The 26165-nt window shown below is 59.4% G+C and carries 25 protein-coding genes and 2 pseudogenes; 20 read left to right on the top strand and 7 right to left on the bottom strand.

Annotated elements, in window-relative coordinates; all coding sequences use genetic code 11:
• Window positions 1-78 precede the first annotated feature (78 nt).
• A complete protein-coding gene (locus HYI44_RS17520) occupies window positions 79-252 on the top strand; it encodes a hypothetical protein (RefSeq protein ID WP_225570056.1) in 174 nt (57 codons plus the stop codon).
• Between the two features lie 250 nt (window positions 253-502).
• Entirely contained in the window at window positions 503-952 is a 450-nt protein-coding gene (locus tag HYI44_RS17515; RefSeq protein ID WP_122840575.1) for a PTS sugar transporter subunit IIA, read from the top strand.
• 87 nt (window positions 953-1039) lie between these two features.
• On the opposite strand, the pseudogene HYI44_RS17510 reads toward HYI44_RS17515, so the two are convergent.
• Window positions 1040-1408 (bottom strand): annotated as a pseudogene (locus HYI44_RS17510) (response regulator transcription factor); the annotation flags it as partial.
• A 242-nt stretch (window positions 1409-1650) separates the two neighbouring features.
• Between HYI44_RS17510 and HYI44_RS17505 the strand changes: the two are divergent.
• The 6 genes and pseudogenes from HYI44_RS17505 to HYI44_RS17480 all read left to right on the top strand — a co-directional run bounded on the left by HYI44_RS17505 (window position 1651) and on the right by HYI44_RS17480 (window position 7231).
• Entirely contained in the window at window positions 1651-2256 is a 606-nt protein-coding gene (locus HYI44_RS17505) for an SCO family protein (RefSeq protein ID WP_163019502.1), read from the top strand.
• Entirely contained in the window at window positions 2256-2744 is a 489-nt protein-coding gene (locus HYI44_RS17500; protein ID WP_225570055.1) for a copper chaperone PCu(A)C, read from the top strand. Before HYI44_RS17505 ends, HYI44_RS17500 begins: the two co-directional genes overlap by 1 nt.
• A 144-nt stretch (window positions 2745-2888) precedes the next feature.
• A complete protein-coding gene (locus HYI44_RS17495; protein WP_225570054.1) occupies window positions 2889-3302 on the top strand; it encodes a DUF2946 domain-containing protein in 414 nt (137 codons plus the stop codon).
• Window positions 3303-3378: 76 nt separating this feature from the next.
• Window positions 3379-5242: pseudogene (locus tag HYI44_RS17490) on the top strand (TonB-dependent receptor).
• Between the two features lie 163 nt (window positions 5243-5405).
• Window positions 5406-6848, top strand: a complete 1443-nt coding sequence (locus HYI44_RS17485) for an ATPase domain-containing protein (RefSeq protein WP_163019504.1) — start codon at window positions 5406-5408, stop codon at window positions 6846-6848.
• A gap of 23 nt (window positions 6849-6871) precedes the next feature.
• Window positions 6872-7231, top strand: coding sequence for a response regulator (locus HYI44_RS17480; RefSeq protein ID WP_225570053.1), 360 nt, complete (start codon window positions 6872-6874; stop codon window positions 7229-7231).
• 74 nt (window positions 7232-7305) lie between these two features.
• Here HYI44_RS17480 and HYI44_RS17475 read toward each other — a convergent pair whose 3' ends face one another.
• Window positions 7306-7557: a hypothetical protein gene (locus HYI44_RS17475; RefSeq protein WP_045058343.1), complete on the bottom strand. Its 252-nt coding sequence runs from the start codon at window positions 7555-7557 to the stop codon at window positions 7306-7308.
• A 163-nt stretch (window positions 7558-7720) separates the two neighbouring features.
• On the opposite strand from HYI44_RS17475, the gene HYI44_RS17470 reads away from it, so the two are divergent.
• The gene (locus HYI44_RS17470; RefSeq protein ID WP_045058342.1) at window positions 7721-8038 is read left to right on the top strand and encodes a DUF883 family protein; all 318 of its coding nucleotides are present in this window, start codon (window positions 7721-7723) and stop codon (window positions 8036-8038) included.
• 65 nt (window positions 8039-8103) lie between these two features.
• Here the strand turns inward: HYI44_RS17470 and HYI44_RS17465 are convergent, their stop codons facing one another.
• Window positions 8104-9144 (bottom strand): Ldh family oxidoreductase, encoded by a 1041-nt coding sequence (locus HYI44_RS17465; protein ID WP_225570052.1) that lies wholly within the window; start codon window positions 9142-9144, stop codon window positions 8104-8106.
• Window positions 9145-9425: 281 nt separating this feature from the next.
• Between HYI44_RS17465 and HYI44_RS17460 the strand changes: the two genes are divergently transcribed.
• Entirely contained in the window at window positions 9426-10430 is a 1005-nt protein-coding gene (locus HYI44_RS17460) for a FecR family protein (RefSeq protein WP_122840583.1), read from the top strand.
• Between the two features lie 63 nt (window positions 10431-10493).
• Here HYI44_RS17460 and HYI44_RS17455 read toward each other — a convergent pair whose 3' ends face one another.
• Window positions 10494-12809 carry an acylase gene (locus HYI44_RS17455; RefSeq protein WP_225570051.1) on the bottom strand — a complete coding sequence of 772 codons (2316 nt, stop codon included), beginning with the start codon at window positions 12807-12809 and terminating at the stop codon, window positions 10494-10496.
• A gap of 244 nt (window positions 12810-13053) precedes the next feature.
• On the opposite strand from HYI44_RS17455, the gene HYI44_RS17450 reads away from it, so the two are divergent.
• Window positions 13054-13425, top strand: a complete 372-nt coding sequence (locus HYI44_RS17450) for a fe2+ zn2+ uptake regulation protein (RefSeq protein ID WP_122840585.1) — start codon at window positions 13054-13056, stop codon at window positions 13423-13425.
• An 18-nt stretch (window positions 13426-13443) separates the two neighbouring features.
• Here the strand turns inward: HYI44_RS17450 and HYI44_RS17445 are convergent, their stop codons facing one another.
• Window positions 13444-13632, bottom strand: a complete 189-nt coding sequence (locus tag HYI44_RS17445; protein WP_045058337.1) for a hypothetical protein — start codon at window positions 13630-13632, stop codon at window positions 13444-13446.
• A 251-nt stretch (window positions 13633-13883) separates the two neighbouring features.
• Between HYI44_RS17445 and HYI44_RS17440 the strand changes: the two genes are divergently transcribed.
• From HYI44_RS17440 to HYI44_RS17420, 5 genes are all read left to right on the top strand, one after another.
• Window positions 13884-14330 (top strand): DUF411 domain-containing protein, encoded by a 447-nt coding sequence (locus HYI44_RS17440; RefSeq protein ID WP_045058336.1) that lies wholly within the window; start codon window positions 13884-13886, stop codon window positions 14328-14330.
• Window positions 14330-14764 (top strand): YqaA family protein, encoded by a 435-nt coding sequence (locus HYI44_RS17435; protein ID WP_122840692.1) that lies wholly within the window; start codon window positions 14330-14332, stop codon window positions 14762-14764. Before HYI44_RS17440 ends, HYI44_RS17435 begins: the two co-directional genes overlap by 1 nt.
• 82 nt (window positions 14765-14846) lie before the next feature.
• The gene (locus HYI44_RS17430) at window positions 14847-15872 is read left to right on the top strand and encodes an alpha/beta fold hydrolase (RefSeq protein WP_122840586.1); all 1026 of its coding nucleotides are present in this window, start codon (window positions 14847-14849) and stop codon (window positions 15870-15872) included.
• 13 nt (window positions 15873-15885) lie between these two features.
• Entirely contained in the window at window positions 15886-16839 is a 954-nt protein-coding gene (locus HYI44_RS17425; protein WP_225570050.1) for a D-2-hydroxyacid dehydrogenase family protein, read from the top strand.
• Between the two features lie 115 nt (window positions 16840-16954).
• Window positions 16955-17488 (top strand): tetratricopeptide repeat protein, encoded by a 534-nt coding sequence (locus HYI44_RS17420; RefSeq protein ID WP_225570049.1) that lies wholly within the window; start codon window positions 16955-16957, stop codon window positions 17486-17488.
• A 67-nt stretch (window positions 17489-17555) separates the two neighbouring features.
• Here the strand turns inward: HYI44_RS17420 and HYI44_RS17415 are convergent, their stop codons facing one another.
• Complete coding sequence (locus tag HYI44_RS17415) at window positions 17556-18857, bottom strand: ATP-binding protein (protein WP_122840589.1); 1302 nt, start codon at window positions 18855-18857, stop codon at window positions 17556-17558.
• 4 nt (window positions 18858-18861) lie between these two features.
• Window positions 18862-19563 (bottom strand): response regulator transcription factor, encoded by a 702-nt coding sequence (locus HYI44_RS17410; RefSeq protein ID WP_045058331.1) that lies wholly within the window; start codon window positions 19561-19563, stop codon window positions 18862-18864.
• A gap of 295 nt (window positions 19564-19858) precedes the next feature.
• On the opposite strand from HYI44_RS17410, the gene HYI44_RS17405 reads away from it, so the two are divergent.
• The 4 genes from HYI44_RS17405 (at window position 19859) to HYI44_RS17390 (ending at window position 26071) form a co-directional block, all read left to right on the top strand.
• On the top strand, window positions 19859-21016 hold the full coding sequence (locus HYI44_RS17405; protein ID WP_122840590.1) for an efflux RND transporter periplasmic adaptor subunit: 1158 nt from the start codon (window positions 19859-19861) through the stop codon (window positions 21014-21016).
• A 15-nt stretch (window positions 21017-21031) separates the two neighbouring features.
• Entirely contained in the window at window positions 21032-24130 is a 3099-nt protein-coding gene (locus HYI44_RS17400; protein WP_225570048.1) for an efflux RND transporter permease subunit, read from the top strand.
• Window positions 24131-24288: 158 nt separating this feature from the next.
• Complete coding sequence (locus HYI44_RS17395; RefSeq protein WP_122840592.1) at window positions 24289-24930, top strand: DUF1345 domain-containing protein; 642 nt, start codon at window positions 24289-24291, stop codon at window positions 24928-24930.
• Window positions 24931-25045: 115 nt separating this feature from the next.
• Window positions 25046-26071, top strand: coding sequence for a LacI family DNA-binding transcriptional regulator (locus tag HYI44_RS17390; RefSeq protein WP_122840593.1), 1026 nt, complete (start codon window positions 25046-25048; stop codon window positions 26069-26071).
• Window positions 26072-26165 lie beyond the last annotated feature (94 nt).

Genomic DNA, 26165 nt, shown 5'->3' with positions numbered 1-26165 from the left:
CGTAAAGAAATCGTAGATCGCCTTGAGTTCCGCCATAGATATTTTATCCTCCGGAATACATTTCGACGGAAGAACATTATGAGCAGCTCAGACCTGGGAATTATGATCATTTCAATTATTGGATTGTTCGGATTGGCATCTTTTGTTTTTGAGCATTTGAGCCGTAACCGCTCAACCAAAACCAACTATCAGAACTCCCCGATGGAAAAGCGACAACGTGAAGCCCGGCCAAAGAAAAATACCCATTACTAAAAAATTACCCTGATTTAACCACACCACTTTAATCTTTATAAAATCTTTATTCTTTCGCTGCCAATGCTTTTAACAATTTACCATCTATCGAGACAGGCTGCCTTCATTGCTGGGGAGAATGCCATGGACTTCATCTTTTTAGTACTCGGAGCGCTATTGTTCAGCCGGGTGGGCCTGGCGCGCGGCTCCACGCCGGAGACGATCTAAATTCACAAAAAACGATGGGGATTATTAAGTGGGAGACACGCAAATGGTTAAGCTCGCCGAACACCTCTCTGTTAATGACATCCTGCTCGGAGTAGATGTACCTAATAAATCAGGACTGTTTGAACTTGTTGGCCAGCATATGGAACAGACACATAAACTGCCTCGGCACTGCGTTACGACCAGTCTTTTACGACGAGAGCAGGCGGGCAGCACCGGCTTGGGGGATGGAGTGGCGGTACCTCATGCGAGGCTGAGTGAACTTGATACGATTCATGCACTTTATCTACGGCCGAGGGGCCCTATGGCTTTTAATGCTTCCGACAGAAAGCCGGTTTCCGATATTGTTGTGCTTCTCGTGCCCGCCCCCGCAGCGCCTCTGCATCTCGATCTGCTTGCAGAAATCGCACGCTTGTTCTCCGATCAAAATTTTCGCGAAGAGCTTGATCAGTGTGAAAATGAACAGGAAATCATGAGTCTTCTTGATCGTAGTTGATCAGCATAAAACCCTCGCAACTTAAGGCTCAAGAGATTATGAGTCGGTGGGGAATAAGGCGTTGCAGTTCTTTTTTCCCATCGCTGCCTAAAAATTTTTCTGGCGACCGCCCTCCTTAAGATGTTCGGACAACTTGACCAGTTCGGCGAGGGAGTCGGCTTTCATCTTGCGCATCAAGGCGCCGCGCCGTACCTTCACAGTGACTTCGCTGACGCCCAGCCTTGCGGGGATCTGTTTATTCAACAGCCCGGTGACCACCAGGTTCATGACATCACGCTCTCCTACGGAGAGACAGGCATGACGACCCTGCAAATCATTCAAAGCCGCGGCCGCCTCACGCCTTTCGCGGTCATGGCGCAGGCCTCGTTCAATGGCGTCGAGAAGGTCCTGCTCGCGAAACGGCTTCGTCAAAAACTCTAGAGCGCCCGCCTTCATGGCTCTCACCGACATGGGGATGTGCTTAAGGCATCGCCCGCGCCAAAATGTCGCAGACTAACAAGGCGACAGGCATTGGTAGACTCTTCAACTCACCTTCGGTTGGCAGGACACATGCGCTCAATCATCATATTTGGGCTACGCATGACCTAACGTCCAGTCAGGCGGTATCAATCACCGTCATTTTGATACCATGGGATTTTTTTAGATGATACGTCCACAGGGTTGACTGAACTGCTGGACGATCCAAAAGGCCTTAATCCATGAGTGTTTTGTTGACTCGCCGCAAGGTGGTTGCTGGTATGGGGTTGCTCGGTCTGGGCATCCTGACCGGCTGCGATTCCAGAGGAGAGCTGTCGTACAAATACGGCAAAGATCTGAGCAATCAGATCCTTGGGCGCACATTCAAGTTAAAGGATACTGACGGCGAGGTGAGAATGCTCTCGAGTTATCGAGGCATGATGCCGATGGTGTTTTTCGGATTTACCCAATGCCCGGCGATCTGTCCCACCGCCCTGGCTCGCGCAGTAAAAATCAAGAAACTGATGGGCAAGGATGGCGACCGCCTCCAGGTCATCTTCATCACACTGGATCCCGAACGGGATACACCTGCCGTACTCGACGCCTACGTCAAAACCTTCGACCCTTCATTTGTCGCACTTTACGGAACACTGGAAGAAACGGCTGCTACGGCCAAAGAGTTCGGCGTGTTTTACGAAAAAGTCCCGAGCGGATCAACATATACCCTGTCCCATACCGCGACGAGCTATGTTTATGACTCCAGGGGAACGCTACGCCTTGGATTGTCTCACTCGCTTTCTGCACAAGAGTGTGCGGAAGATTTGCTCACCGTCATGGAGGTCTGCTAATGAACTCGACTCTCAATCAAGCCAGCATTGCTCAACGCGTCAGACAGGTCGTACTCGGGTTGTCTCTCATCGGCCTGGCTTGTCAGGTATCGGCCCAGACGCAGGTAGGCGACGCTTGGGTTCGCGCCACAGTCGCAGGGCAGCAGGCGACTGGGGCGTTCATGACTATCACGGCAGGCAGCGACAGCAAACTGCTCAGTGCGCAGTCACCTGTGGCTAAAACCGTGCAAATTCACCAGTCGACCATGAAGAACGACGTGATGAGCATGCAACCGGTTGAGTTCGTCGCGTTGCCTGCTGGCAAAGCCGTCACACTGGATCCCCACAACTACCACATTATGCTTATTGATCTGGTTGAACAGGTCAAAGAAGGCGACAAGGTACCGCTGACGCTGACGGTTGAGAATGCCACAGGCGCCAAGGAGTCGATCAAGGTTGAGGCAACGGCACGGGCACTGAATATGCCTGATCACAGCAAGATGAATTGATGAGCTGAAGAATAAAATCGGTGACGTTTGACCCAGAAAACGTCACTGATCCAGGATTGCGTTGCGCCATGGAACGAGCTGCGGCGATTCGTCTCCCCCGGCGACTGTTCCCCCTGAAAAAAACTCGGTGCCAGAGTCGCCCCCATGAAAACTGGCCGCAAAGACCTGTCGTCTATTGCATGGGTGCTGTACGCCAGCCTCCTGTTCAGTCTGCTCGCCTGCGCAATTCATCACGGGCAGATGGGCGCCCTGAGCTTGAGCGGATTGAACGGCGGCTTTTGCTCTGTCAGCAACGAACACGGCCCCTATATGGATGCCAGCGATCCAGATGATCCTGCGCCACATCTGGCGACCCAGTTTTCCTGCCCCCTGTGTTCGTCCTTTGCCGTCGCGCTGGCCATCAACACCTTGGCCTCGGCGCTTGACTATGTGCCAGGCGGCACCCTGAGACCGATATTCGTAAGCAGCCTGGCGCAGCCACCACCACGCTATGTGTGGCCTGCGCTCAACCCTCGAGCATCTCCCGACGCTTCACTCGCAGTGACTCTCTCGGCCTGATATTGCCTGCCTGTGCATTTGCGCAGCCTTAGGGGTTTTCAGGTACGACCCTCACACTTTTGCGTGGAAGTTGTCCATGAGCACAAGAAACACTTCGTTGGTGCTGATGATCGGTGCCTGCAATCTGGCCTGGGCCGAAGAAAATGCCCTCGACTTGCCGGCCACTACTATCTCCGCTCGCCAGGAACCGCCCTCAGGCGTAATTCTCGACCAGCCAATCAAGACCGGTTCACGCCTCGGTCTGACTGCCCGCGAAACGCCCGCATCGGTGAGTGTTGCAGACCGTGCGATCATTGAGGAACGCGGCGCCAAGGACACCCAGGATGTCATCAATTCCATGACCGGGATCAATGCATCGGCAAACCCGGGCTTCGGCGGCTTTGTGTCTTACCGTGGTTTTACTCAGAATCAAATCACCCAGCTCTACAACGGCATCGGAATGAGCTACAGCAGTGCCACACGCCCGGTGGATGCCTGGATTTATGATCGGGTGGAACTCATCGGAGGGCCGTCTACATTCCTCTACGGTGCCGGGGCTGTGGGTGGTTCGATCAACTACATCACCAAGTTGGCCAGCCGGGAAGAACAGGCAGTCGAAGGCCGCGTGCGCTATGGCAGCCATGACTCCTCAGAGCTTTCGCTCGGGGTCAACCATGCCCTGAGTAGCGGCGCGGATCCGCATCACTTTGCTCGCCTGGATGTCAGCCGTACCGGCAGTAATGGCTACATGGATCGCAATAAACGCGACTCCACAAGCACCGCGTTCTCCATCCTCAGTGACCTGACGCCGCAGCTCAGTCACACCCTTGCGCTTGAATACCAGGAAGACAAAGAAGAGAGCCCCTACTGGGGGTCGCCGATTCTGAACCCGGTCGGCGATACCATGAAGATCGACAAAAGACGACGCTTTGAAAACTATAACGTGGGCAATGGACGTTACGAGCAGCGCGTCCGCTGGGTGCGTTCGATCATCGATTATCAGGTCAACGACAGCACCAGCCGACATCTCTGGCGTCAACAACGGCTTACAAAAAGTGCGCAAGCACCAGGTCACTACCTTGGCTGGCTTTCTGGAAAACCGCCTTGTACTGACGGATAAACTGGCTCTCCTGACCGGCCTGCGCTACGACCACTTGCATATGGAGGTGAACAACTACGGCGCGGTCACTCCCACCAGCCCGGCGTTTTTTGAGCGCACTTGGGAACCCGTCACCGGGCGGGTCGGTCTGGTCTATGCCTTCACTCCAGCACTCAATGTTTACGTGCAATACAGCACAGCCGCTGATCCGCCGGCAGGCAACCTGGCCTCGGCGACCTTTTCCCAGGCGCAGAACGCCGACCTGACCACCGGCGAACAGATTGAGGTCGGCAGCAAGTTCGACTTCCTCGATGGTCGTGGCGCGGCAACACTCGCCGCTTACCAAATCGTTCGTAAAGACTTTTCGGTCACTGACCCTGACAACATCAACAATACAACGCAGGCCGGTCAGCAGACTTCAAAGGGAATCGAGCTGGCGGGCAAGCTGCAAGTCACCTCCAGGCTGATGGCGGAAGCTAACTTCGCCTACGTCGATGCCCAGTACGACGAGTTTACCGAGAACGTGGGCGGCCAGGCGGTATCACGTAAAGGCAACACCCCAACTAATGTGCCCAATCATGTTGGAAACCTCTGACTGACCTACGAAATTGTGCCGGCGTGGCAGGTAGGGATGGATGCGCGCTACGTGGCGTCGGTCTATGCCGACAACGCCAATACGTTGAAAGCGCCCTCTTACACTTTGTACGGCGCATTCGCCCGCTTCAAAGTTGATGAACAGACGGCGGTTACCGCCCGCGTGCGCAACCTGACCGATGAAATCTATGCCAAGCAGGCGTACGGCACCCTGTATTACCAGGGCGCACCCCGAACTTTCGAAATAGCAGTGGATACACGCTTCTAAGCGAGGTGCAGCGATGTTATGGCGCTGTGGTTGGCGTCGGGGTAATGTTGCTCCATGTCGGCTAGCCAACCATGCTCCAGGCGTAAATGGCTCCAGAGCTAAAATGGCGATAGCATTGAGTCCACTCGGCTTAAACAGCCCGTTTTTTTCAGATCAGGGTCGCATCGTGGAAAAGCTAAAACGCCTCCAAAGTGGAATAGAAGGTCTCGACGCGCTGCTCAAGGGAGGGCTGGTCGCAGGCGCTTCGTACATAATCCAGGGGCGCCCTGGGTCTGGAAAAACGATCCTGGCCAACCAACTCGGGTTCCATCACGCGAGTAATGGAGGCCGGGTTCTGGTCGCCACCCTGCTGGCCGAGTCACATGACCGCCTTTTTCAGTTTCTTTCTACCCTGAGCTTTTTCGACTCTTCCAAAGTCGGCGCCGACATTCAGTTTGTCAGCGCGTTTGACACCCTGGAAAACGAAGGTCTGGGTGAGGTAGTAAAGCTGCTGCGGCGCGAGATAAGCCGCCAGAAAGCCACGGTGATGGTAGTAGACGGCTTGCTCAACGCACGCTCAAAAGCCGATTCGCACATCGACACCAAGAAATTCATTTCGGAGTTGCAAGGCCACGCTGCTTTCGCCGGTTGCACCGTACTGTTTCTTACCAGCTCCCGACTCGATGACGGCAGCCCTGAGCACACCATGGTTGATGGCGTGATTGAGATGGGTGAGGAGCTCTATGGCACTCGCTCAGTGCGTCGTATCCAACTGCGTAAAACTCGCGGCAGTGGAGCAATGACAGGGCTTCATGAGTGTGAGATTACCGACAACGGATTGGTGGTTTACCCCCGACTCGAAAGTCTCTACAGCCACCCGTCCGCCCCCGACAGCGCCGACATGACGCGTATTGCCAGTGGCATCGAGTCGCTGGACGGCATATTGGGCGGAGGTCTTTACAGTTCGAGTGTGTCTCTGGTCATGGGCCCCTCGGGGATTGGTAAAACAACCCTTGGTCTCAAATTTTTGGCAGAGTCGACCGTGGAAACCCCGGGCCTGCATTTTGGTTTCTACGAAAGCCCACAACGGTTGCGACTCAAAGGCCAATCACTGGGTATCGATATCAAAGGTATGGAAGACAGCGGCGCCCTGAGCATTGCCTGGCAGCCTACTACTGAAGGCCTGCTGGATGGACTGGGCGCACGACTGCTGAGTCTGGTTGAAGAAAAGGGCATCAAGCGCGTGTTCATCGATAGCCTTAACGGCATGACAAGAGTCTCGACAAATCCGGCGCGGATTACTGACTTCTTGAGCGCCTTGATGAACGAGCTGCGATCCAGGGGCGTTACGGTATTTGCCTCCTGGGAAATGCGCGATCTTTTTGGCTCCGAGGTCAGCGCACCAAACTCTGACCTGTCCAGCATCGTCGACAATCTGATGCTGATGAGGTTCTCTGAGAATCACTCTGAACTAAGCAGGACGCTATCCATTCTTAAAGTAAGAGACAGCTCTTACGATCCCTCTCGATTTGAGGTCGTCATCCGTGATCATGATGTTTTCCTGAAAAAGGCTTCAAGACATGAACCATCAGTACCTACTGAGTCATCTCCCGGTTCAACGTCTTAAGCTTATGAGCGGGTTGACTTGACATGACCACCATCCTGGTCGTCGACGACGAGTATTTGATCGCCGACATTCTCAGCATCGCACTTGAGGATGAGGGGTTCATGGTGGTAACGGCCAGCAATGGTCGAAAAGGGCTCGAGGTTCTTGGTAGAGAACAGCCTGCCCTGATCATCACCGACTTTATGATGCCGGTCATGGACGGCCTGGAATTCGCCACAGCCGTCCGGGGCCTTCCTTGCGCTGATCGGTTGCCGATCATCCTGATGAGCGGTGCTCAGGCACATATCGGAATGCACAGGTCGGATTTGTTTGATGCTGTATTGGCGAAGCCATTCAACATCGACTTGATCATTGCCGAAGTCAGAAAACTCTTGGGGGCGTAGCAGCCCGCAACCGCTCAAGGCAATGAGAGCCGCCCAAGTGCGCGGCGATCAGCGACCCCAGGGAGCCCGCTTGGTTACTTGGCAGCCATCAGGCGATTGACTTCACTGCGCACCATGTTGGCAAATTCCGGGGGCGACATGGCGTCGAGCTCGGAACGGACCCACTCGGCCCATTTACCTTTGCGTTTGGCGCGCTCGCCAAACAACCGTGCGGCCTCGCCCTTGGCTTTGCCCAGGTTGCTCTGCCAGAGATCGAACAGACGGGATTTTTCATCTTCAAGCGCGGCGCGCTCGGAAAGGGGTTTGTCGGCCAGATTGAAGCTCATGGGGTTTACCTGCTGTGTAAATTGGCGACATCTTACACCCTGGCAGGAAATGTCCTGCGCTGGATTTTCTCAAGGAACACATTTTCGCGCTAGATCCCTGCAACTTTTCCTGCCGCTCTACACTCCATTGTTCACTGTCCATCCATCAGCAAGGAGTACTTCAATGGCCCGGAAAACTGCCGCGCAAATCGCCGAAGATCAAATCAAGGATCAAGCATTCAGCGAGTTGCAAGCGTTGATCGAAGAGTCGGACAAACTGCTCAAGAGCAGCGCATCACTGGTCGGTGAAGAGGCAGAAACCCTTCGCGGACAGGTTGCCCAGAAACTCCAGCAAGCCATGGACTCGGTCAGCAGCGTGCGCGATCGGACCAAGCCTGCCGTAGAAGCCACCGAGACCTACATCGGTGGCCATCCATGGCAGACCGTGGCGATCTCCGCAGGTTTCGGCCTGGTGGTGGGACTGCTGCTCGGCCGCCGCTGATACAACCGCAACCTCCGAAGCGGCTGGCGTTGCCAGCTGCTTCGGCGTTTCAGCCTCAGGCAGGTCTAGCCCCCCGCAAGCGCCCGCAGATTGTCCAAGGTCTCCTCGTCCAGCTCGATACCTCCAGCCGCTGACTTGGTCCGTTGTTGATGACGGCGGTCCCCCGGCAAACGTTTAAGCCCTGCACCATGCATCTGCCGCACCAGCTCCTGGCTGCGCTCGGCAAAACTCTGCCCGGCGGCCTTGCTCGGGTCGATCACAATCAGCAACTGTCCGGTCCACGGGGTCTTGGCTCCCGGGTGGTTGGACCAGTCGAACTCGAAAGAAAAATTCCCACCTGTCAACGCTGCCGCCAGCAACTCCACCATCATCGACAGTGCTGAGCCCTTGTGCCCGCCAAACGGCAGCAAAGCGCCGCCCTCAAGGATGGCCTTTGGGTCCTGGGTCGGCTGGCCAAGGCTGTCGACGCCCATGCCCGCTGGCAGACGCTCGCCCTTGCGCGCGGCGATCTGTACGTCGCCATGGGCAATCGCGCTGGTGGCCAGATCAAAGACGATGGGATCGCCGTCGGCGCGTGGTGCGGCAAAGGCAATCGGGTTAGTGCCAAACAGCGGCCGGTCGGCACCGTGCGGCACCACGCAGGTCATGCTGTTGACCACGCTCAAAGCCACCAGCCCTTCGTAGGCAAAGGGTTCAACATCGGGCCACAACGCGGCGAAGTGATGGGAGTTGCGGATTGCCAGCACTGCGATGCCCGCACTGCGAGCCTTCTCCACCAGCAAAGCGCGCGCTGCCGCCAGCGCAGGCTGGGCAAACCCGTTGCCGGCATCGACCCGGACGAAGCCTGAGGCCACGTCTTCTACCAGCGGGATGGCCTGGCCGTTGACCCAGCCACTTTGCAGGGTCGATACATACCCGGGAATGCGGAACACGCCATGGCTGTGCGCGCCGTCCCGCTCGGCGCCCGCGCAGTTGAGGGCCAGGGTGCGGGCGACTTCGGCGCTGGTGCCATGGCGCAGGAAGATCTTTTCCAGTAACTGGGTCAATTCATCAAAAGACAGATTTTGCGAAGCCGTGGGCGTGGCAAGTTCGTGTGGCGCGGACATCTGAAGCTCCAGATTAATTATTGGAGGGGGCAACAGCGTGTAATGACAAACAAACCGATTAAACAAAGTGAGCTGCACGGCCTGTCAATCTTTCGACCGGGCGGCGTTCAACCGGATCAATGTAACCGACCCGGCGGGAAATTTGGCGATAACTATTTACCAGGCGGCCCTTTGAACGGCAGGTTTAAATGAAAAACATTGCTGTTTGATGGGTAATTGCCATGACGGTGTTCTCGCCGACTTCCTGCAAAGGTTAGAATGCAGGAAATCAGGATGAGTCAATGACCGACACCCCCCTTCCGCAAGCCGAATATGACGCCATTACCGATGCCGCTGCGCATTGGTGCATGCGTCTGCATGCCATCGACTGCACCGCGCAAGAGCGCCTGGCGTTTGAGCAGTGGCTGGATGCTCATCCGCTGCACGCATTTGAGTACGAAGCGATGCTGGAGATCTGGGAAGTCGCTGGCGACCTGCCGCGTCCGGCCACCGAAGGTGCGGCCGTCCTCCCCTTCAAGCCTGCCTCCCCTTGGCGAACCTTCGGTATTGCAGCCGCGGTCTGTGGGCTGGCGCTACCGCTGGCCGCCTACAGCGGCTGGAACCTGGGTTGGCTGCCCAATGCCTACGAGCACATTGAAGCGGGCGATACGGTGCGCCATGTGACCCTCAGTGATGGCAGCGAAGTCGAGCTGAACCTGGGCAGTAACCTGACGTTTACCAACTACAAGGATCAGCGCCGCGTTACCTTGAACAAGGGTGAAGCCTTTTTCAAAGTCAGCCACGACACGAGCCACCCGTTCATCGTGAAGGCCGCTGACGGCCGGATTCGGGTCACCGGGACTCAATTCAATGTCTGGATGTATGAGGATCAGGTACGGGTCAACCTGATCGAGGGTTCGGTGCTGGTCAGCAGTAACGATGACCTTCCAGGTGATGGCCTGCGCCTGGGTCCTGCCATGCAGGCCAGCTATGGTCGCGGAGACTACACTGCGCGCATCAGCCAGACCTACGACAACGACAATTCGCTGGCCTGGCGCAGCGGCAAGCTGGTACTCGATGACCTGACGCTGAGCAACGCCCTGCCCCTGATCAACCGCTATCTAAGCAAACCCCTGGCGGTCGCCGACCACAACACCGGTGCGCTGCGGATCGGCGGAATCTACAACATCAAGGAGCTCAATTCTTTGGTGGCCTCGCTGCCCAAGGTGCTGCCGGTGTACGTGACCCGCAACAAGGACGGTAACCCGGTGCTCAACGCCATGCCGCAACAGGCCCCAAAAATCTGATACTCGCCCACAAAGTTGTTATCACAGGCTCATGTGCAAAGACTTGCTCTCGCAGGGTCGCGCCTAGCGGCCATCCCCCTCGCTGATCCGCTCGACCCGGTACTGCGGATCTGCCTCGATCTGCTGTTGGGTAAACGGCAAGACGCTGAGCTTCTTCCGGGAAAACGCCTCGGTCTGATCCCGCGAATGCTTTGACTGGGGATCGCTCGACAGCGAAAACGCCAGCAGTCCCTGGGCGTGTGGCCCCTTTTCATCGAAGGTCACCACCTGCAGGTAACTGGTGCCGCTGACCACCTCGAGCCGGCCGTCACTCCTGGGCACGCTCTGTATCGCGTTGTACACACCCAAGGTGCCTGGCCCGCCATGGATCGGCGTTTGCTGCCCGCCACTGCTGGCCACCTGGATGTCGCCCCAGCGACTGTGCTCGTTCAAGCCCATTTTGGCCGCCTTCTCCAACGACGCCAACATTGCTCCACGAATCGTTTCGGCAACCTGCGGCTCATCCACCCGCAGCCCGCGCGGCGTGTGCTGCGGGTCTTGTGGATCGAAACCCACACGCCATGCATCAGGCGACTCCTGCAGCGCCTGCATGAGGTTCTGGAAGTGCACAAATCCGATACCGCTGTCCAGATTCGCCCTGCGGTCCCAGGCTTTGAGGCTATTGCATACCGCAGCGAGTTGCTGCGCATCAGCCCCTTGGCCTGAAGCGCATAGCTGCAGCATATCCGGCATCACCAGGCCAGCGAGGTAGACCTCATCATCCAGCACCATGCGTTGCAGGTCGGCGGCGCCAATACGCCCCTTTGCCAAGGCCTGCAGGCGCTGCAGCGCGAAGCGCGAACGCAGCCCCAGCGGCTGCTCCTGCTGGCTGATCAACGGGGAGAATCCAGTCAGCGGTTGCGCAGGGTTGACCATCCACGCCGAGTCGTTGGAGTGCTGCACGAAGTCCTTGCGCAGCAGTTGCGGTAAGTCGGCAGCGGCATAAATACCGGGTTGCACAGCCTGGGGATCGACGTCCCACGCGCATTCGCTGCGAGAACCATCGAGCACGATCATCTGCAGGCCGGCGCGCGGGTCGCTGCACGCCGCCAGTTTCGCGGCATTCACGTTGGGCACGACCGAAAGGTTCATGTAGAGCGTCTGGCCCTGATCATCGGCGGCCAGGGTGTTGACCCAGGGGATACCCTGGATCTTGTGCACCGACGCTTGCAACTGGCCAAGGCTGGTTGCGCGGTTCATCGAGTACCACTGCTGTAGCACCCGATCGTTTTCCAGATTGGCATCGCGCAGGCTGTAGGCGAACTGCGAATCCCAGTCCAGCTTGCCGGGCCATTGCACCACGGGGCCGAATCGCGAGCTGTAGACTTCGCGTGCCATCGACTGCACCTGACCGTCCGCAGTTTTTGCCTTTACCATCACGGTCTGCCGGGTCATCGGCAGCGACTTGCCATCCAGCAAATAGCGGGTCGGGTCCTTGGGATCGAGCTGCAGGCGGTACAAGGTAAAGTGTTTGGACGAATCCACCGTGTGGGTCCAGGCCAGGTGCTGGTTGAAACCGATGTTGATCATCGGCAGCCCGGGCAACGCGGCGCCCATCACGTCCAGCTGGCCGGGAATGGTCAGGTGCATCTGGTAGAAGCGCATGCCGCCGACCCAGGGAAAGTGCGGGTTGGCCAGCAACATCCCGCGCCCGTTGAAGGAACGCTCGCTACCCACTGCCACGGCGTTACTGCCGCGATCCAGGGCAAAGCGCTGCAGGCGCGTGGACGCCACCTGGAACGAAGCCGGCGGACCGGCCTGTGCAGCGCCTGCCTGGGGCGGCGAGGCACCCGCCAGTGCTTCGGCAAACTGACCGACCCCTCCCTCGACCAGCAAGCGCCGGGTCAGCTTGACCAGATCCTGCGCGGTGATGTCGCGCACCCATTCGCCCTGGCACTGCGGGGGCAGGCCCTTGGCCCGGGTTTCTTTCAGGGAGCGATTGAAACCCGCCACATAACCTTCCATCAGGTCGCGCACGAGGGGCGTTTGCGCCTGCCAGAATGCGGCAACCGCCTGGGGCGTGTTGAGCCAGGTGAAAAACACGTCGCTGACCTGGTTCTCCCGCTCTTCCACGGTCAACTGGGTCGGACCGAAGTAGCGCGAGCGCTCGCCATTGACCGTGACAATCTCGTTCGCCAGCAAGCACAGATTATCTTGCGCATAGGCGTAACCGATCCCGTAGCCCAGGCCGCGCTCGTTGTCGGCGCGGATGTGCGGTACGCCAAAACTGGTACGCCGGATATCTGCAAAGGCCTCGGTCGGCTGCGCGCTTGCCGCAACGTTCACCGCTGCCAATACACCCGCAAGGCTCAATCGGGTCAACTGCCTGGAAATAATCACGCTCGCTCCTGATCGAAAATGCCAGTCATTGGCTGTACGTACGCGACTGGCCTTCCCCCAAGAACGAAAATCCCGGGCAAAAATTTAGCGCCTGCAACCCGGTCTGCAAGGCCGCTCACACCTTGCCGACATGGCGTCGACAAAATTTCTACATTTGAGCCTTCATGATTTGCCCCTCTCATCCGTCTTATTAAATGAGAGCACCCATCATTTACCGGACAAAGCTCGGAAAAGGAGTTTTTGCATGTACAACTCGCAACTGCCAACGGACGGTAGCATTGCGCCAATGGGAACATCCATTGGTGCCGGCGTTTTCGATCAACGTACCGATCGCCATGGCAACGAACGCATCAGGGTCCTGCTCAAGAGCTTCGGCCTGCGCACCAGCCTGATCCGCCTCAAAGTCATCGACGCCCTGTTGAGCGCCGCCGAACAGGAGCGTTCGCTGGGCGTGCGCGGGGTGCACAGCCAACTGCTGGACCTGGATATCCCCCTGTCCTTTCTCAGCGTGCGCGAAGTGTTGAAACGCTTGTGCAGCGAAGGGGTGATCAGCCTCAACCCGGACAAGAGCTACAGCCTCAATCCCCAGGCATTCGCCGCATTGCACGGCGAATAATCATCCAGTGTGCGTCGTTCAGGGCTTGACCTTGCGGCGCATGACGCCGTTGATCACGACCACCAGCACCGCCACGCCAATGGCGATGTACTGGAAGGTTTTTTCGCCGATGACGCCGGTGTTCTGCAGATAAGACAAGCCAAACATGATCGCCAGCACTACCAGCGAGATCAAAATCGAATACTTCAAACGTTGTGACTGGGTCATGGGTCATTCCTGAACGTGAAAATATAGCCGCCTGCCTGTCGGGGCGCAGGCGGCTCATCATGTTACAGGACTCGATTCCAGCCGGCACCGATGGTTTGCGGTGCAGTTGCACCCCAAGCTTTGCCTCAGGATGGATCCGCCTTGATCCTTCCTGCGCATTTTTGTAGTACTTGGAAACACTCCTTGAAGGCCTGGCCGTCGAAAAAGGTCAAAATGCACGTTTCCGGCCGCAATTCGAGACGAGACTCCCCATGCGAACCCACCTGCGACTGGCTGCCTTGAGCGCCTTGTTCATTTCTTCCCTGGCCCAGGCCGCCGACCTCATCCCGATCGAGGTCCATCGTGACGCCAACTGCGGCTGCTGCAAAAAGTGGATCAGCCACCTGGAAGCCAATGGTTTCAAGGTCGAGGACCACGTTGAAGCCGACATGAGCGCGTTCAAACAGAAACACGGCGTGCCGCCTCGACTGGCGTCCTGCCACACCGGCCTGATCAATGGCAAATTTGTCGAGGGTCACGTGCCGGCCGATCAGGTGCTGGCCTTGAGCAAGCGCGACGATTTGCTGGGCGTGGCCGCCCCCGGCATGCCCATGGGTTCGCCCGGAATGGAAATGGACGGCATGAGCGACGCTTATCAGGTGATCGGCCTGAACAAGGCTGGCGCTGACGTGGTGGTGGCGGACTATCCGGCCAAGTGATTGTTGGGGCCTACCTGGGGCTTTTCCTCGCCGCGTTCGGCGCCGCCACCTTGCTGCCGTTGCAATCGGAAGCCCTGCTGGTGGGTTTGCTGCTCAGTGGCAAGTACTGGCTCTGGGCACTGCTGGCGGTGGCGACACTTGGCAACGTCCTGGGATCACTGGTGAACTGGTGGCTGGGGCGCGGTATCGAGCGCTTTCGTGATCGTCGCTGGTTTCCGGTGAGCCCCCGACACCTGGAAAAAGCCCGGGTCCACTACCAGCGTTATGGCCATTGGTCGCTGCTGCTCAGTTGGCTGCCGATTATTGGCGACCCGCTGACCCTGGTGGCTGGCGTCATGCGTGAGCCATTGGGGCGATTCCTGCTGATTGTCACTTTCGCCAAGGGCGCGCGTTACGGTGTACTGGCCGCAGCGACCCTGGGCTGGGCCGGTTGAACGATCAGCCCCGCGTATTGCCTGTTTAATGTTGCCCTAATGAGGCCATCCCAGGATTGGTCGATTACCAAGGAGTTCACCCATGCCCCTCGCCTTTTCCCGCTGGCTGCCCGGCCTGATGTTGAGCGCTGCGCTGCCTGCTCTTGCCTACGCCGAAGGTCCGGAATATGGCCCGCAATTGCAGGGCTTCGAGTACCCCTACACGGTGAAGCATTTTGCCTTTGAGTCCCAAGGTGAATCACTGCAAATGGGTTACATGGACGTCGCTGCCGAAGGCAAGGCCAACGGCCGAAGCGTGGTGCTGATGCATGGCAAGAATTTCTGCGGCGCGACCTGGGACACCTCGATCAAGGCGCTGAGCAAAGCCGGGTACCGGGTCATCGCACCGGACCAGATCGGCTTCTGCACCTCAAGCAAGCCAGCACATTACCAGTACAGCTTCCAGCAACTGGCGACCAATACCCAGCAACTGCTCAAGGCCCTGGGCATCCAGAAGGCCACCCTGCTGGGGCATTCCACCGGCGGCATGCTCGCCACCCGCTACGCGCTGCAATACCCCGAACAAGTCGACCAACTGGCCATGGTAAACCCCATAGGCCTTGAAGACTGGAAAGCCCTCGGCGTGCCCTATCGCACCGTGGACCAATGGTATGAGCGTGAGCTGAAAGTAACCGCACAAGGCATCCGCGACTACGAGCGCAGCACCTACTATGACGGGCGCTGGAAGCCTGAATACGACCGTTGGGTCGACATGTATGCAGGCCTGGCCAAAGGGCCGGGCAAGACCCAGGTGGCGTGGAATTCGGCGCTGATCTACGACATGATCTTCACCCAGCCGGTGTACTACGAATTCAAGGACCTGAAGGTGCCCACGCTGTTGCTGATAGGCACGTCCGATACCACGGCCATCGGCAAGGACATCGCACCGCCGCAGGTCAAGGCGAAAATCGGCCATTACGAAGTGCTGGGTAAACAAGTGGCCAAACTGATTCCACAGTCGACCCTGGTGGAGTTCCCCGGCATGGGCCATGCACCGCAAATGGAAGAACCGGAACAATTTCACCAGGCCTTGCTCGCCTGGTTGAGCAAGACCAACTCCGTTCCTTGATGAGGTAAGGCCAATGGCTGTGCAGATTGCGGTGCTCGATGACTGGCAGGACGTGGCGCGCAACGTGGTGGACTGGACAGCACTGGACGCCATTGGCCAGGTGAGTTTCCTTCACGACTTCCCGGCCGATAACGCCACCCTCGCCCAGCGCTTGCAGGCCTTCCAGGTGATCTGCGTGATGCGTGAGCGCACGCGCTTCGATGAAGACCTGCTGCGCCGCCTGCCTAACCTCAAGCTGCTGGTGACCGGGGGAATGCGCAATGCGGCCCTGGACCTCAAGGCCGCGGCAGCCCTGGGAATTCAGGTCTGCGGCAGCGACAGTTACAAGCACGCCGCCCCGGAGTTGACCTGGGCGTTGATCATGGCTGCCACGCGCAATCTGCTCGCCGAAGCCAACGCCCTGCGGGCCGGCCACTGGCAGCAAGGCCTGGGGGGCGATCTGCACGGCAAGACCTTGGGCATTCTTGGCCTGGGCAGCATCGGCCAGAAAGTCGCCGGTTTCGGCCAGGCCTTCGGCATGCGGGTGATCGCCTGGAGCGAAAACCTGACCCCCGAACGCGCGGCGGCCGTCGGCGTGACTCATGTCAGCAAGCAGCAGTTGTTCGAGCAGGCCGACGTACTATCGGTGCATCTGGTACTCAGCGAGCGCAGCCGTGGGCTGGTGGACGCCGAGGCGCTAGGGTGGATGAAGCCCCACGCGCTGCTGGTCAACACCGCACGCGGACCGATCGTGGACGAGGCGGCGCTGATCAAGGCGTTGCAAAAACAGCAATTGGGCGGCGCGGCACTCGATGTGTTCGAACAGGAACCCTTGCCAGCCCATCACCCGTTCCGAACACTCGACACTGTGTTGGCAACACCGCATGTGGGCTACGTGAGCCGGCAGAACTATCAGCTGTTCTTTTCGCAGATGATTGAAGACATCCAGGCCTGGTCAACGGGAGCACCGATCCGCCTGCTGACCTGATCAGCAGTCAGGCAGGACACCATCATTTGAGCTTTGCTTACAGGGAGCGCTGCAAAGAAATGAACATTTGCCGGCGCGGCGATGTTCTATAAGTATCACCCCTGAGGATTGGCTCATGAATACTCGTCTTGCCTGGTGCTCCCCCCTGCTGCTGGCCGCTGCGCTATCCAGCTCCCTTGCCTTCGCCAACGCCGACGAAGAAGAGGAGCCGGCCAAGCCCAATTGTCCCAAAGGCCAGGTCTGGGACAGCAAGCAGCAAAAATGCCTGATGCAAGACAGCAGCCTGCTGCCTGACGCCGACCGCACCACTTACGCCTATCGCCTGGCCAAGGATGGTCGCTACGAAGAAGCCCTGGCGCTGCTCGACACGCTGAAACAACCCCACACCGCCAAGGCCCTGAACTATCGCGGGTACGCCACGCGCAAACTGGGGCGCACCGACGAAGGCATCGGCTATTACCTGCAGTCGGTCAAACTTGATCCGCAGTATGCACAGGTGCGCGAATACCTCGGCGAAGCCTATGTGATCAAGGGCCGATTGGACCTGGCACAGGAGCAGTTGCAGCAGATCAAGTCCATCTGCGGCGACACCCGCTGCGAGGCTTATCAGGATCTGGCCGAGGCGATCAACGCCTCATCGAAAACCTGAAACGACAGCGACGCCTCAGGCTGAATCCGCACCAGGCCCTGGGCGCTGGCGGGACCGTTTGTCCATCTCATGCCGCATTCGGCAACCACAACCTGAACCGGGCGCCGCCCAGGGGCGAAGCCTCCACCGTAAGTGTGCCGCTTTGGGCCTCCAGGGCTCGACGGCTGATGGCCAGGCCCAGCCCGAAGCCTCCGGTGGCGCGATCGCGGCTGCGATCAAGGCGGTAGAAGGGTTCGAAAATTCGCTCACGTTCGTCGTCAGGGATTCCGATCCCGTCGTCATCCACCCAGATTTCGCAGCCGTGCGCCAGCACCTGCACGCTGACCTGGATACGTTTCTCGCAGTAGCGCATGGCATTGCGCAATAGGTTCTGCAGCGCCCGCGCGGTGAGGCGTGGGTCGAGGCTGAAGCGCTCAAGCTGGCCATGCAGCCACACGTCGATGACGATGTCCGGCGACTCCAGCTCTTCGTCGACACTGCCCAGCACGCTGTCGATGAACTCATCCAGCGAGACCTCGACTTGCTCAGGCAGACGCGCAGGATTTTGCAGGCGGCTGTAGGACAGCAACTCCAGCACCAGTTCATCCAGTTCGCGAATGTGTGCCACCAAGCCTTGCAAGCGCTCGCGAGTGGCCGCTGGCAAGTCATCGGAGAGTGCCAGCGCCAGGCCGAAATCCAGGCGTGTGAGGGGCGTGCGCAGTTCGTGAGAGACGGCATTGAGCAGGTCTCGCTGCTGGTTGAGCAGGCTTTCGATGTCACTGGCCATGGTGTCAAACACGTTCGCCAGGCTGCCGATATTGGAGCGCGGCGAAATATTCGTGCGCTCACTCAGTTGCCCTTTGCCGAAACGTTCGGCGGTACCCTTGAGGCGCTCCAGATCACGCCAGTGCGCGCGCAGCCACAGTAACAGGCAGGCGAGCATGGTCGCGCCAATCAGCAGGTTAATGCTCCAGTACAACAGGTTGACGTCCAGCGGATCCGGCGGCACCACCATCTTGACCACGGTTTGCTCGTTCAGAGGCGCCACCGCCAGGGTGCGCCAGCCCCAGTCACCGATGCGCACCACTTTCTCGCCGCGCTGCAGGCGCTGGCTCTCAGCCGGAGAGAAATCAGCGTCGTCGATGGGTGACAGCACGATGTGCAGCGGCGCGAACTCCTTGTCCATCTGCTCGGCCAGGCCAGGCCACTGCTCCTGCGGCACGCCATGAAACTGCTTGACGATCAGGCTTTGAAGGCCGCGGGAATAGTCGAGGTTGTAGCTGACAAAGCGCTCGTGAAACAGCTTGATCACCAGGTCCGGTACCAGGTAAATCGCCGCGCTGTAGGAGACGATCGTGACCAGGTACAGGCGGAACAGGATTCTGAACATGGCTTCAGCATTCCCACTCGGAGCGGCTGAACAGGTAACCCTTGCCCCACACCGTCTTGATCTTGCGCGCCTCGGCGGCGGTATCGTCGAACTTGCGCCGCAGCTTGGAAATCGCCACGTCCACCGAACGGTCGGTGCCGTTGAACTCGATGCCACGCAGACGTTGCAGGATCTGGTCGCGGCTCAACACTTCGCCCGCGTGCCGGGCCAGTACCACCAGCAGGTTGTACTCGCCGCTGGACAGCTCCACGAGCTGCCCACGCCAGGTCACGGTGCGCTCGGACAGATCGATGCACAGGTTGCCCATGAGGATCCGGTCGTTGGCGGTCTGCGGCTCGCCCAGGCTGCTGCGGCGCAACAGCGTGCGCACCCGGGCCAGCAGTACTCGGGGCTCACAAGGCTTGGTGACATAGTCGTCGGCGCCCATTTCCAGGCCCAGGACCTGGTCGTGGCTGTCGTCCCGGGCGGTGAGCATCAGGATCGGCAAGGTCGCCGAGTCGGCGCGCAGCAGGCGGCAGACCTGCAAGCCATCGAGCCCCGGCAGCATCAGGTCAAGGATCACCAGATCCGGCGGATTGAGCCGCGCGCGCTCGCGCACATGATCACCACGGCTGATCACGCTGACGGAGTAGCCATTGCGTTCCAGGTAGCTGGCAATCAGTTCGGCGAGCGCGGTGTCGTCTTCGACCAGGAGGATGTTAGGCATGGGTGTTTCCAGAAAGTGCGGTGGCGACTGTGAGATGGCGATCGCGGGCAAGCCTTGCTCCCACAGGGATTCTCGTTGGACACAAATCCTGTGTACACCACAGATCCACTGCGGGAGCGGACTTGCTCGCGGAGGCGGCATGACAGACGCAATAGGAATCAAGGGTTGCAGGATATACGCCATCATCCACTCCTGAGTAAAACCCTTACACAATTTCACACTGCACGTACAAAGCTTCACCGCTACTCTCGCCCCCTCCCCGTAGGATGCCGGGGGGTCACTATTGGGGTAATACATGTCGAAGAAACTGCTCGCCAGGCTCAGTCTGATTGCACTTGCGCTGACGCTGAGCGCCTGTGACAAGTCGTCGATCGCCGAGGAGACCGCGCCACTGGCTACCGTGCGCATCGAAACCATCGAGGCGCGGCCACTGTCGATTACCAGCGAACTGAGCGGGCGGATTGCCGCGCCGCGCATGGCCGAGGTCCGCGCCAGGGTCCCTGGCGTGGTGTTACAACGGACCTTTCGCGAAGGCAGCGACGTCAAGCAGGGGGACGTACTGTTTCGTATCGACCCGGCGCCGTTCAAGGCTGACCTCGATAGCGCCGAGGCTGCGCTGCGCAAGGCCGAGGCCAACGCGTTCCAGGCGCGCTTGCAGGAGCAGCGCTACGCCCAGCTGGTGGAAGGCAACGCCATCAGCGGCCAGGATTACGACAACGCCCGGGCCGCCGTGCGGCAAACTGCCGCCGACGTCGCCGGCAACAAGGCCGCGGTCGAGCGCGCCCGCCTCAACCTCGGCTACGCCACAGTCACTGCACCGATTTCCGGTCGCATCGGCCGCGCCCTGGTCACGGAAGGCGCCCTGGTGGGGCAGAACGAAACCACGCCCCTGGCATTGATCCAGCAGCTCAACCCGATCCATGCCGACCTGACTCAATCGACCCGCGAGCTCAACGACCTGCGCCGCGCGTTTCGCTCCGGCCAATTGCAACAGGTAGGTCAGGGCCAGGCCAAGGCTACGCTGATCCAGGACGACGGCAGCCTCTACCCGCTACCGGGCAAGCTTCTGTTCACCGATATCACGGTGGACCCGGGCACCGGCCAGATCACCCTGCGCAGCGAATTCCCCAACCCGGATCTCGATTTGTTGCCCGGCAGTTTCGTGCGGGTGCGCCTGGAACAGGCCATCGACCAGCAGGGCATCAGCGTGCCGCAGCGGGCCATCCAGCGCGACAGCGCCGGCGTGGCCCAGGTGTTGTTGCTCGATGGCGAACAGCGCGTCGGCCAGCAGCCGGTTGAACTGGGGGCCGTGCAGAACGATCGCTGGATCGTCACCGGTGGCCTGAAGCCGGGCGACCGCATCGTCATCGAAGGCCTGCAGCACGCCCGTACCGGTGAGAAAGTCCAGATCGACGACACCCCTCTTCCACTTGCCCAGGTTTCTGGCCAGTAAGCAGGACGCTTTTTTATGCCGCAGTTCTTTATCGATCGCCCGATTTTCGCCTGGGTAGTCGCCCTGTTCATTCTACTGGCGGGCGCCCTGGCCATCCCGCAGTTGCCGGTGGCGCAGTACCCCGACGTCGCGCCGCCGCAGGTGGAAATCTATGCCGTGTACCCCGGTGCATCGGCGCAGACCATCGACGAGAGCGTGGTCAGCCTGATCGAGGAAGAGCTCAACGGCGCCGACAATCTGCTGTATTTCGAGTCCCAGAGCAGCCTGGGCAGCGCGACGATCAAGGCCACTTTCCAGCCCGGCACCAACCCGGAGCTGGCCCAGGTCGACGTGCAGAACCGCTTGAAAGTAGTCGAATCTCGACTGCCCCAGGCGGTGAACCAGCAGGGTTTGCAGGTGGAAAAAGTGTCCTCCGGCTTTTTGCTGTTGATCACCCTGACCTCCAGCGACGGCAAGCTCGACGAGACTGCGCTCAGCGATTACCTGGCGCGCAACGTGATGAACGAAATCAAGCGCCTGGACGGCGTCGGCAAGGCGCAGTTATACGGTGCCGAGCGGGCCATGCGTATCTGGATCGACCCGCAGAAGCTGATCGGTTTCAACCTGACCCCAGCTGACGTCAACGCTGCCATCGTTGCACAGAATGCCCAGGTCTCGGCCGGCAGCATCGGCGACTTGCCGACCCGCAGCACCCAGGAAATCACTGCAACCATTCTGGTCAAAGGCCAGCTCTCGACCCCGGAAGAATTCGCCGACATCGTGCTCAAGGCCAATCCCGACGGTTCCACCGTGCGCATCGGCGATGTCGCCCGGGTGGAAATCGGCAGCCAGGAATACCAGTTCGGCACCCGCCTGAACGGCAAGCCGTCGACCGCCGTCAGCGTGCAGCTGGCGCCGAGCGCCAACGCCCTGAAAACCGCGACCCTGGTGCGGGCCAAGATGGACGAGCTGGCGCGGTATTTCCCGGCAGGCGTCGAATACAAGATCCCTTACGACACCTCGCCCTTCGTCAAGGTCTCGATCACTAAGGTCGTCTACACCCTGGTCGAAGCCATGGTGCTGGTGTTTGCGGTGATGTTCCTGTTCCTGCAGAACATTCGCTACACGCTCATCCCGACCCTGGTAGTGCCGGTCGCGCTGATGGGCACCTTCGCCACCATGTTGGCTTTGGGCTTCTCGATCAACGTGCTCACCATGTTCGGCATGGTGCTGGCCATCGGCATCCTGGTCGATGACGCCATCGTAGTGGTGGAGAACGTCGAGCGCATCATGGTCACCGAGGGCCTGTCGCCCAAGGAAGCGACGCGCAAGGCGATGCAGCAGATCACCGGGGCGATCATCGGCATCACCCTGGTGCTGGTGGCCGTGTTCATTCCCATGGCGTTCATGCAGGGCTCGGTCGGGGTGATCTACCGGCAGTTCTCCCTGTCGATGGCCACCTCGATCCTGTTCTCGGCGTTCCTCGCCCTGACCTTGACCCCGGCCCTGTGCGCGACCTTGCTCAAACCGATCGCCAAGGGTGAACATCATGAAAAGCGCGGTTTCTTCGGCTGGTTCAATCGACGTTTCGAGCAACTGACCGAACGTTATCAAGCCTGGGTCGCTTACGCGCTCAAACGTACGGGGCGCTATCTGCTGATCTACGGCGTGCTGCTGATCGCCCTGGGTATTTGCTTCGTACGCCTGCCCTCCTCGTTCCTCCCGGTGGAGGACCAGGGCTACACCATCACCGACGTACAACTGCCGCCGGGTGCGAGCAAGAACCGTACAGTCGCAGTGGTCGAGCAGATCGAAGCGCATAACGCCAAGGAGCCGGGAGTGGGCGACAGTACGGTGATCCTCGGCTTCAGTTTTTCCGGCAGCGGGCAGAACGCGGCGCTGGCATTCACCACGTTGAAAGACTGGTCCGAACGCGGCAGCGACGATTCGGCGAGCTCGATTGCCGACCGGGCCAACATCGCCCTGAGCCAGATCAAGGACGCCGTGGCGTTCTCGGTGCTGCCGCCACCGGTGGACGGCCTGGGCACTTCCAGTGGTTTCGAGTTCCGCCTGCAGGATCGTGGCGGCCTCGGTCATGCCACGCTGATGCAGGCACGCACCGAGTTGCTGGAGGCAGCAGACAAAAGCCCAATCCTGATGAACGTGCGCGAAAGCGCCCTGGCCGAGGCACCGCAGGTACAATTGATCGTCGACCGCAAGCAGGCCAACGCCTTGGGCGTGTCGTTCGCCGAAATCGGCAATGTACTGTCCACCGCCGTCGGCTCCAGCTACGTCAACGACTTCCCCAATCAGGGGCGCATGCAACGGGTGGTGGTCCAGGCCGAAGGCGATCAGCGCAGCCAGGTGGCGGACCTGTTGCAAATGCACGTGCGCAACAACGCCGGGAAAATGGTGCCGCTGTCGGCCTTCGTCGAGGCCAAATGGACCCAGGGCCCGGCGCAACTGACCCGTTACAACGGCTACCCGGCGATCAGCATTTCCGGTGAACCGAAGCCGGGGCACAGCACCGGCGAAGCCATGGCCGAGATCGAGCGCCTGGTTGCGCTGGGACCTGCGGGTCTGGGCCAGGAATGGACCGGTTTGTCGCTGCAGGAACGGCTGTCCGGAAGCCAGGCGCCGATCCTTTTAGGATTGTCCTTGCTGATCGTGTTCCTGTGCCTGGCGGCCTTGTACGAGAGCTGGTCGATCCCGACTTCAGTGCTCCTGGTCGTACCGCTCGGCGTGCTGGGCGCGGTACTGGCCGTGACCTTGCGCGGAATGCCTAACGACGTGTTTTTCAAGGTCGGGTTGATCACCATCATCGGCCTGTCGGCGAAGAACGCGATCCTGATCATCGAGTTCGCCAAGAGCCTGTATGACGAAGGTCACGACCTGATCGACGCGACACTGCAAGCCGCACGCCTGCGATTGCGGCCGATCGTGATGACGTCCCTGGCGTTCATCCTCGGCGTCGTGCCGTTGGCCATCGCCACCGGCGCCAGCTCGGCCAGCCAGCAAGCGATCGGCACCGGAGTCATCGGCGGCATGATCACCGCGACCCTGGCGGTGTTGTTCGTGCCGGTGTTTTTTGTGGTGGTGATGAAGCTTGTGCGCAAGCGCCATAAGGACCTGTAGCCGCCCCCCGTTGTAGGAGCGAGCTTGCTCGCGATGAACGCAAGAACGCTGCTGGGTGTCAGGCTCCCAGCGTCATCGTTAACGACCATCGCGAGCAAGCTCGCTCCTGCAACAGGACCGCGCTATGGTGCACTGACGTCCTGCTACAGTGAGCCGCTATGCCCTTCCTAGCCCGCACCCACCCGCGCCTGTCCGCCGCCGCCACCCTCGGCATCGCGGTGGGCATCCTGGCTCCCGCCGATTCGATCATCAGCAAAATCCTCTTTGGCTGGAATGCCGGGGTCTGGACTTACCTGGTACTGATGCTCTGGCTCACCGCCCGCGCCAAAGCGCCTGACGTAAAGCGCATCGCTGAAGTCGAAGATGAAAACGCCGGCCTGGTGCTGCTCGTGGTGTGCATCGCCGCCATCGCCAGCCTGGCCACCATCGCCTTCGAACTGGCGGGCAGCAAGCAACTGGAAACCACCACCAGACTGCTGCACTACGGCTTCACAGCGCTGACCGTGATTGGGTCATGGCTGCTGATCGGCGTGATATTCAGCGTGCATTACGCGCGCCTGTTCTACACCTGGCGCGGCAAGGACCCGGCACTGCGATTCGCCGAGGGCCTGACCACGCCCAACTATTGGGATTTCCTGTACTTCTCGTTCACCATCGGCGTGGCGGTGCAGACCGCCGATGTGGGTGTCGCCACTCGTGATATGCGCAAGATCGTGCTGGCGCAGTCGTTGGTCGGATTTGTATTTAATACCGCGATATTGGGCTTTTCGATCAATATCGCGGCGGGATTGTTCGGGTAAAAGGCGACGAACATTCTGCCAGGGGCTTGACGCGGGGCATAATCCTGGTGTTTCCTGAAACCGGTTTCAGCGCCAAGCGCCAACCTTATAAATCCAATAACAAGGTTCTCAACCCGTGAACGACTTTTCCGCCGCCCAGCGCAGCCGCGTGACCATGCTTGATGTCGCTGAACACGCCAGGGTTTCCAAGGCCAGTGTGTCGCGATTCATTGGCGAAGACCGCGCCCTGCTCTCCGATGCCATTGCGTTGCGCATCGAGCAGTCGATTGCCGAGTTGGGCTACCGCCCAAACCAGATGGCCCGTGGCTTGAAGCGCGGACGCACGCGCCTCATTGGCATGCTGGTGGCCGACATCCGCAACCCTTATTCGATTGCCGTGATGCACGGGGTGGAAACCGCCTGCCGTCAGCACGGCTACAGCCTGGTGGTGTGCAATACCGATCGCGATGACGAACAGGAGCGTCAACACCTGGCCCTGTTACGTTCGTACAACATCGAAGGCTTGATCGTGAACACCCTGGGCCATCACCGCGACGAATTGCACGAACTGCATCGGGAAATGCCCCTGGTGCTGGTGGATCGCAAGGTCGAGCACCTGGAAAGCGACATGGTCGGGCTGGATAACTCGCAGGCGGTCGAGATGGCCATCGAGCACCTCGAAGCTCAGGGCTATCGCGATGTACTGTTGGTGACCGAGCCATATGACGGCACCAGTTCGCGTATCGAGCGCGTCAGCAGTTTCAAATCGCAGATCGCCCAGCGGCCTTCACTGCGAGGCACGATTATCGAAACCGGCAGCCAACTCACGGCTCATCTCAAGGCTTTCCTGGACGCTCCTGGCCCCGGCCCGAAAGCGCTCTTCTGCGCCAACGGCATTGCGGCACTGGCCAGCACCCACGCACTGCGGGAACTGCAGTGCGATCTGTTTGCGAATGTGGGCTTGATTGCCCTGGACGACCTGGATTGGTACCCGCTGGTGGGCAGTGGCATTACCGCCCTCGCCCAGCCGACCGCGCAAATTGGAGCAAGTGCATTCGAGTGCCTGCTCAAGCGACTGCGGGGGCAGGCTGGGCCGGTTCGAACGCTGGATTTTCCGGCGCAGCTGATCGTGCGGGGCTCGACGCTCGGGAGTTCTCGGTGATGGAGCAGGCTTCATCGCGAGCAGGCTTACTCCCACAGGGGATCTGCACACCAGCCAGAAACGATATTTTTGACTAAAAATGAAACCGGTTTCA

Origin of the sequence: Pseudomonas sp. Y24-6, from assembly GCF_020295325.1 — a bacterium.
Classification (GTDB): Bacteria; Pseudomonadota; Gammaproteobacteria; order Pseudomonadales; family Pseudomonadaceae; genus Aquipseudomonas; species Aquipseudomonas gregormendelii.
The sequence above is the reverse complement of the archived record's forward strand: the minus strand, read 5'-3'. Positions and strand labels throughout refer to the sequence as shown.

Coding starts and splice junctions, on each gene's coding strand:
- HYI44_RS17480 (WP_225570053.1), top strand. CDS start 6,872: ATGACCACCATCCTGGTCGTCGACGACGAGTATTTGATCGCCGACATT.
- HYI44_RS17460 (WP_122840583.1), top strand. CDS start 9,426: ATGACCGACACCCCCCTTCCGCAAGCCGAATATGACGCCATTACCGAT.
- HYI44_RS17450 (WP_122840585.1), top strand. CDS start 13,054: ATGTACAACTCGCAACTGCCAACGGACGGTAGCATTGCGCCAATGGGA.
- HYI44_RS17405 (WP_122840590.1), top strand. CDS start 19,859: ATGTCGAAGAAACTGCTCGCCAGGCTCAGTCTGATTGCACTTGCGCTG.
- HYI44_RS17475 (WP_045058343.1), bottom strand. CDS start 7,557: ATGAGCTTCAATCTGGCCGACAAACCCCTTTCCGAGCGCGCCGCGCTT.
- HYI44_RS17395 (WP_122840592.1), top strand. CDS start 24,289: ATGCCCTTCCTAGCCCGCACCCACCCGCGCCTGTCCGCCGCCGCCACC.
- HYI44_RS17425 (WP_225570050.1), top strand. CDS start 15,886: ATGGCTGTGCAGATTGCGGTGCTCGATGACTGGCAGGACGTGGCGCGC.
- HYI44_RS17495 (WP_225570054.1), top strand. CDS start 2,889: ATGAAAACTGGCCGCAAAGACCTGTCGTCTATTGCATGGGTGCTGTAC.
- HYI44_RS17470 (WP_045058342.1), top strand. CDS start 7,721: ATGGCCCGGAAAACTGCCGCGCAAATCGCCGAAGATCAAATCAAGGAT.
- HYI44_RS17430 (WP_122840586.1), top strand. CDS start 14,847: ATGCCCCTCGCCTTTTCCCGCTGGCTGCCCGGCCTGATGTTGAGCGCT.
- HYI44_RS17415 (WP_122840589.1), bottom strand. CDS start 18,857: ATGTTCAGAATCCTGTTCCGCCTGTACCTGGTCACGATCGTCTCCTAC.
- HYI44_RS17400 (WP_225570048.1), top strand. CDS start 21,032: ATGCCGCAGTTCTTTATCGATCGCCCGATTTTCGCCTGGGTAGTCGCC.
- HYI44_RS17440 (WP_045058336.1), top strand. CDS start 13,884: ATGCGAACCCACCTGCGACTGGCTGCCTTGAGCGCCTTGTTCATTTCT.
- HYI44_RS17410 (WP_045058331.1), bottom strand. CDS start 19,563: ATGCCTAACATCCTCCTGGTCGAAGACGACACCGCGCTCGCCGAACTG.
- HYI44_RS17500 (WP_225570055.1), top strand. CDS start 2,256: ATGAACTCGACTCTCAATCAAGCCAGCATTGCTCAACGCGTCAGACAG.
- HYI44_RS17420 (WP_225570049.1), top strand. CDS start 16,955: ATGAATACTCGTCTTGCCTGGTGCTCCCCCCTGCTGCTGGCCGCTGCG.
- HYI44_RS17465 (WP_225570052.1), bottom strand. CDS start 9,144: ATGTCCGCGCCACACGAACTTGCCACGCCCACGGCTTCGCAAAATCTG.
- HYI44_RS17515 (WP_122840575.1), top strand. CDS start 503: ATGGTTAAGCTCGCCGAACACCTCTCTGTTAATGACATCCTGCTCGGA.
- HYI44_RS17505 (WP_163019502.1), top strand. CDS start 1,651: ATGAGTGTTTTGTTGACTCGCCGCAAGGTGGTTGCTGGTATGGGGTTG.
- HYI44_RS17520 (WP_225570056.1), top strand. CDS start 79: ATGAGCAGCTCAGACCTGGGAATTATGATCATTTCAATTATTGGATTG.
- HYI44_RS17445 (WP_045058337.1), bottom strand. CDS start 13,632: ATGACCCAGTCACAACGTTTGAAGTATTCGATTTTGATCTCGCTGGTA.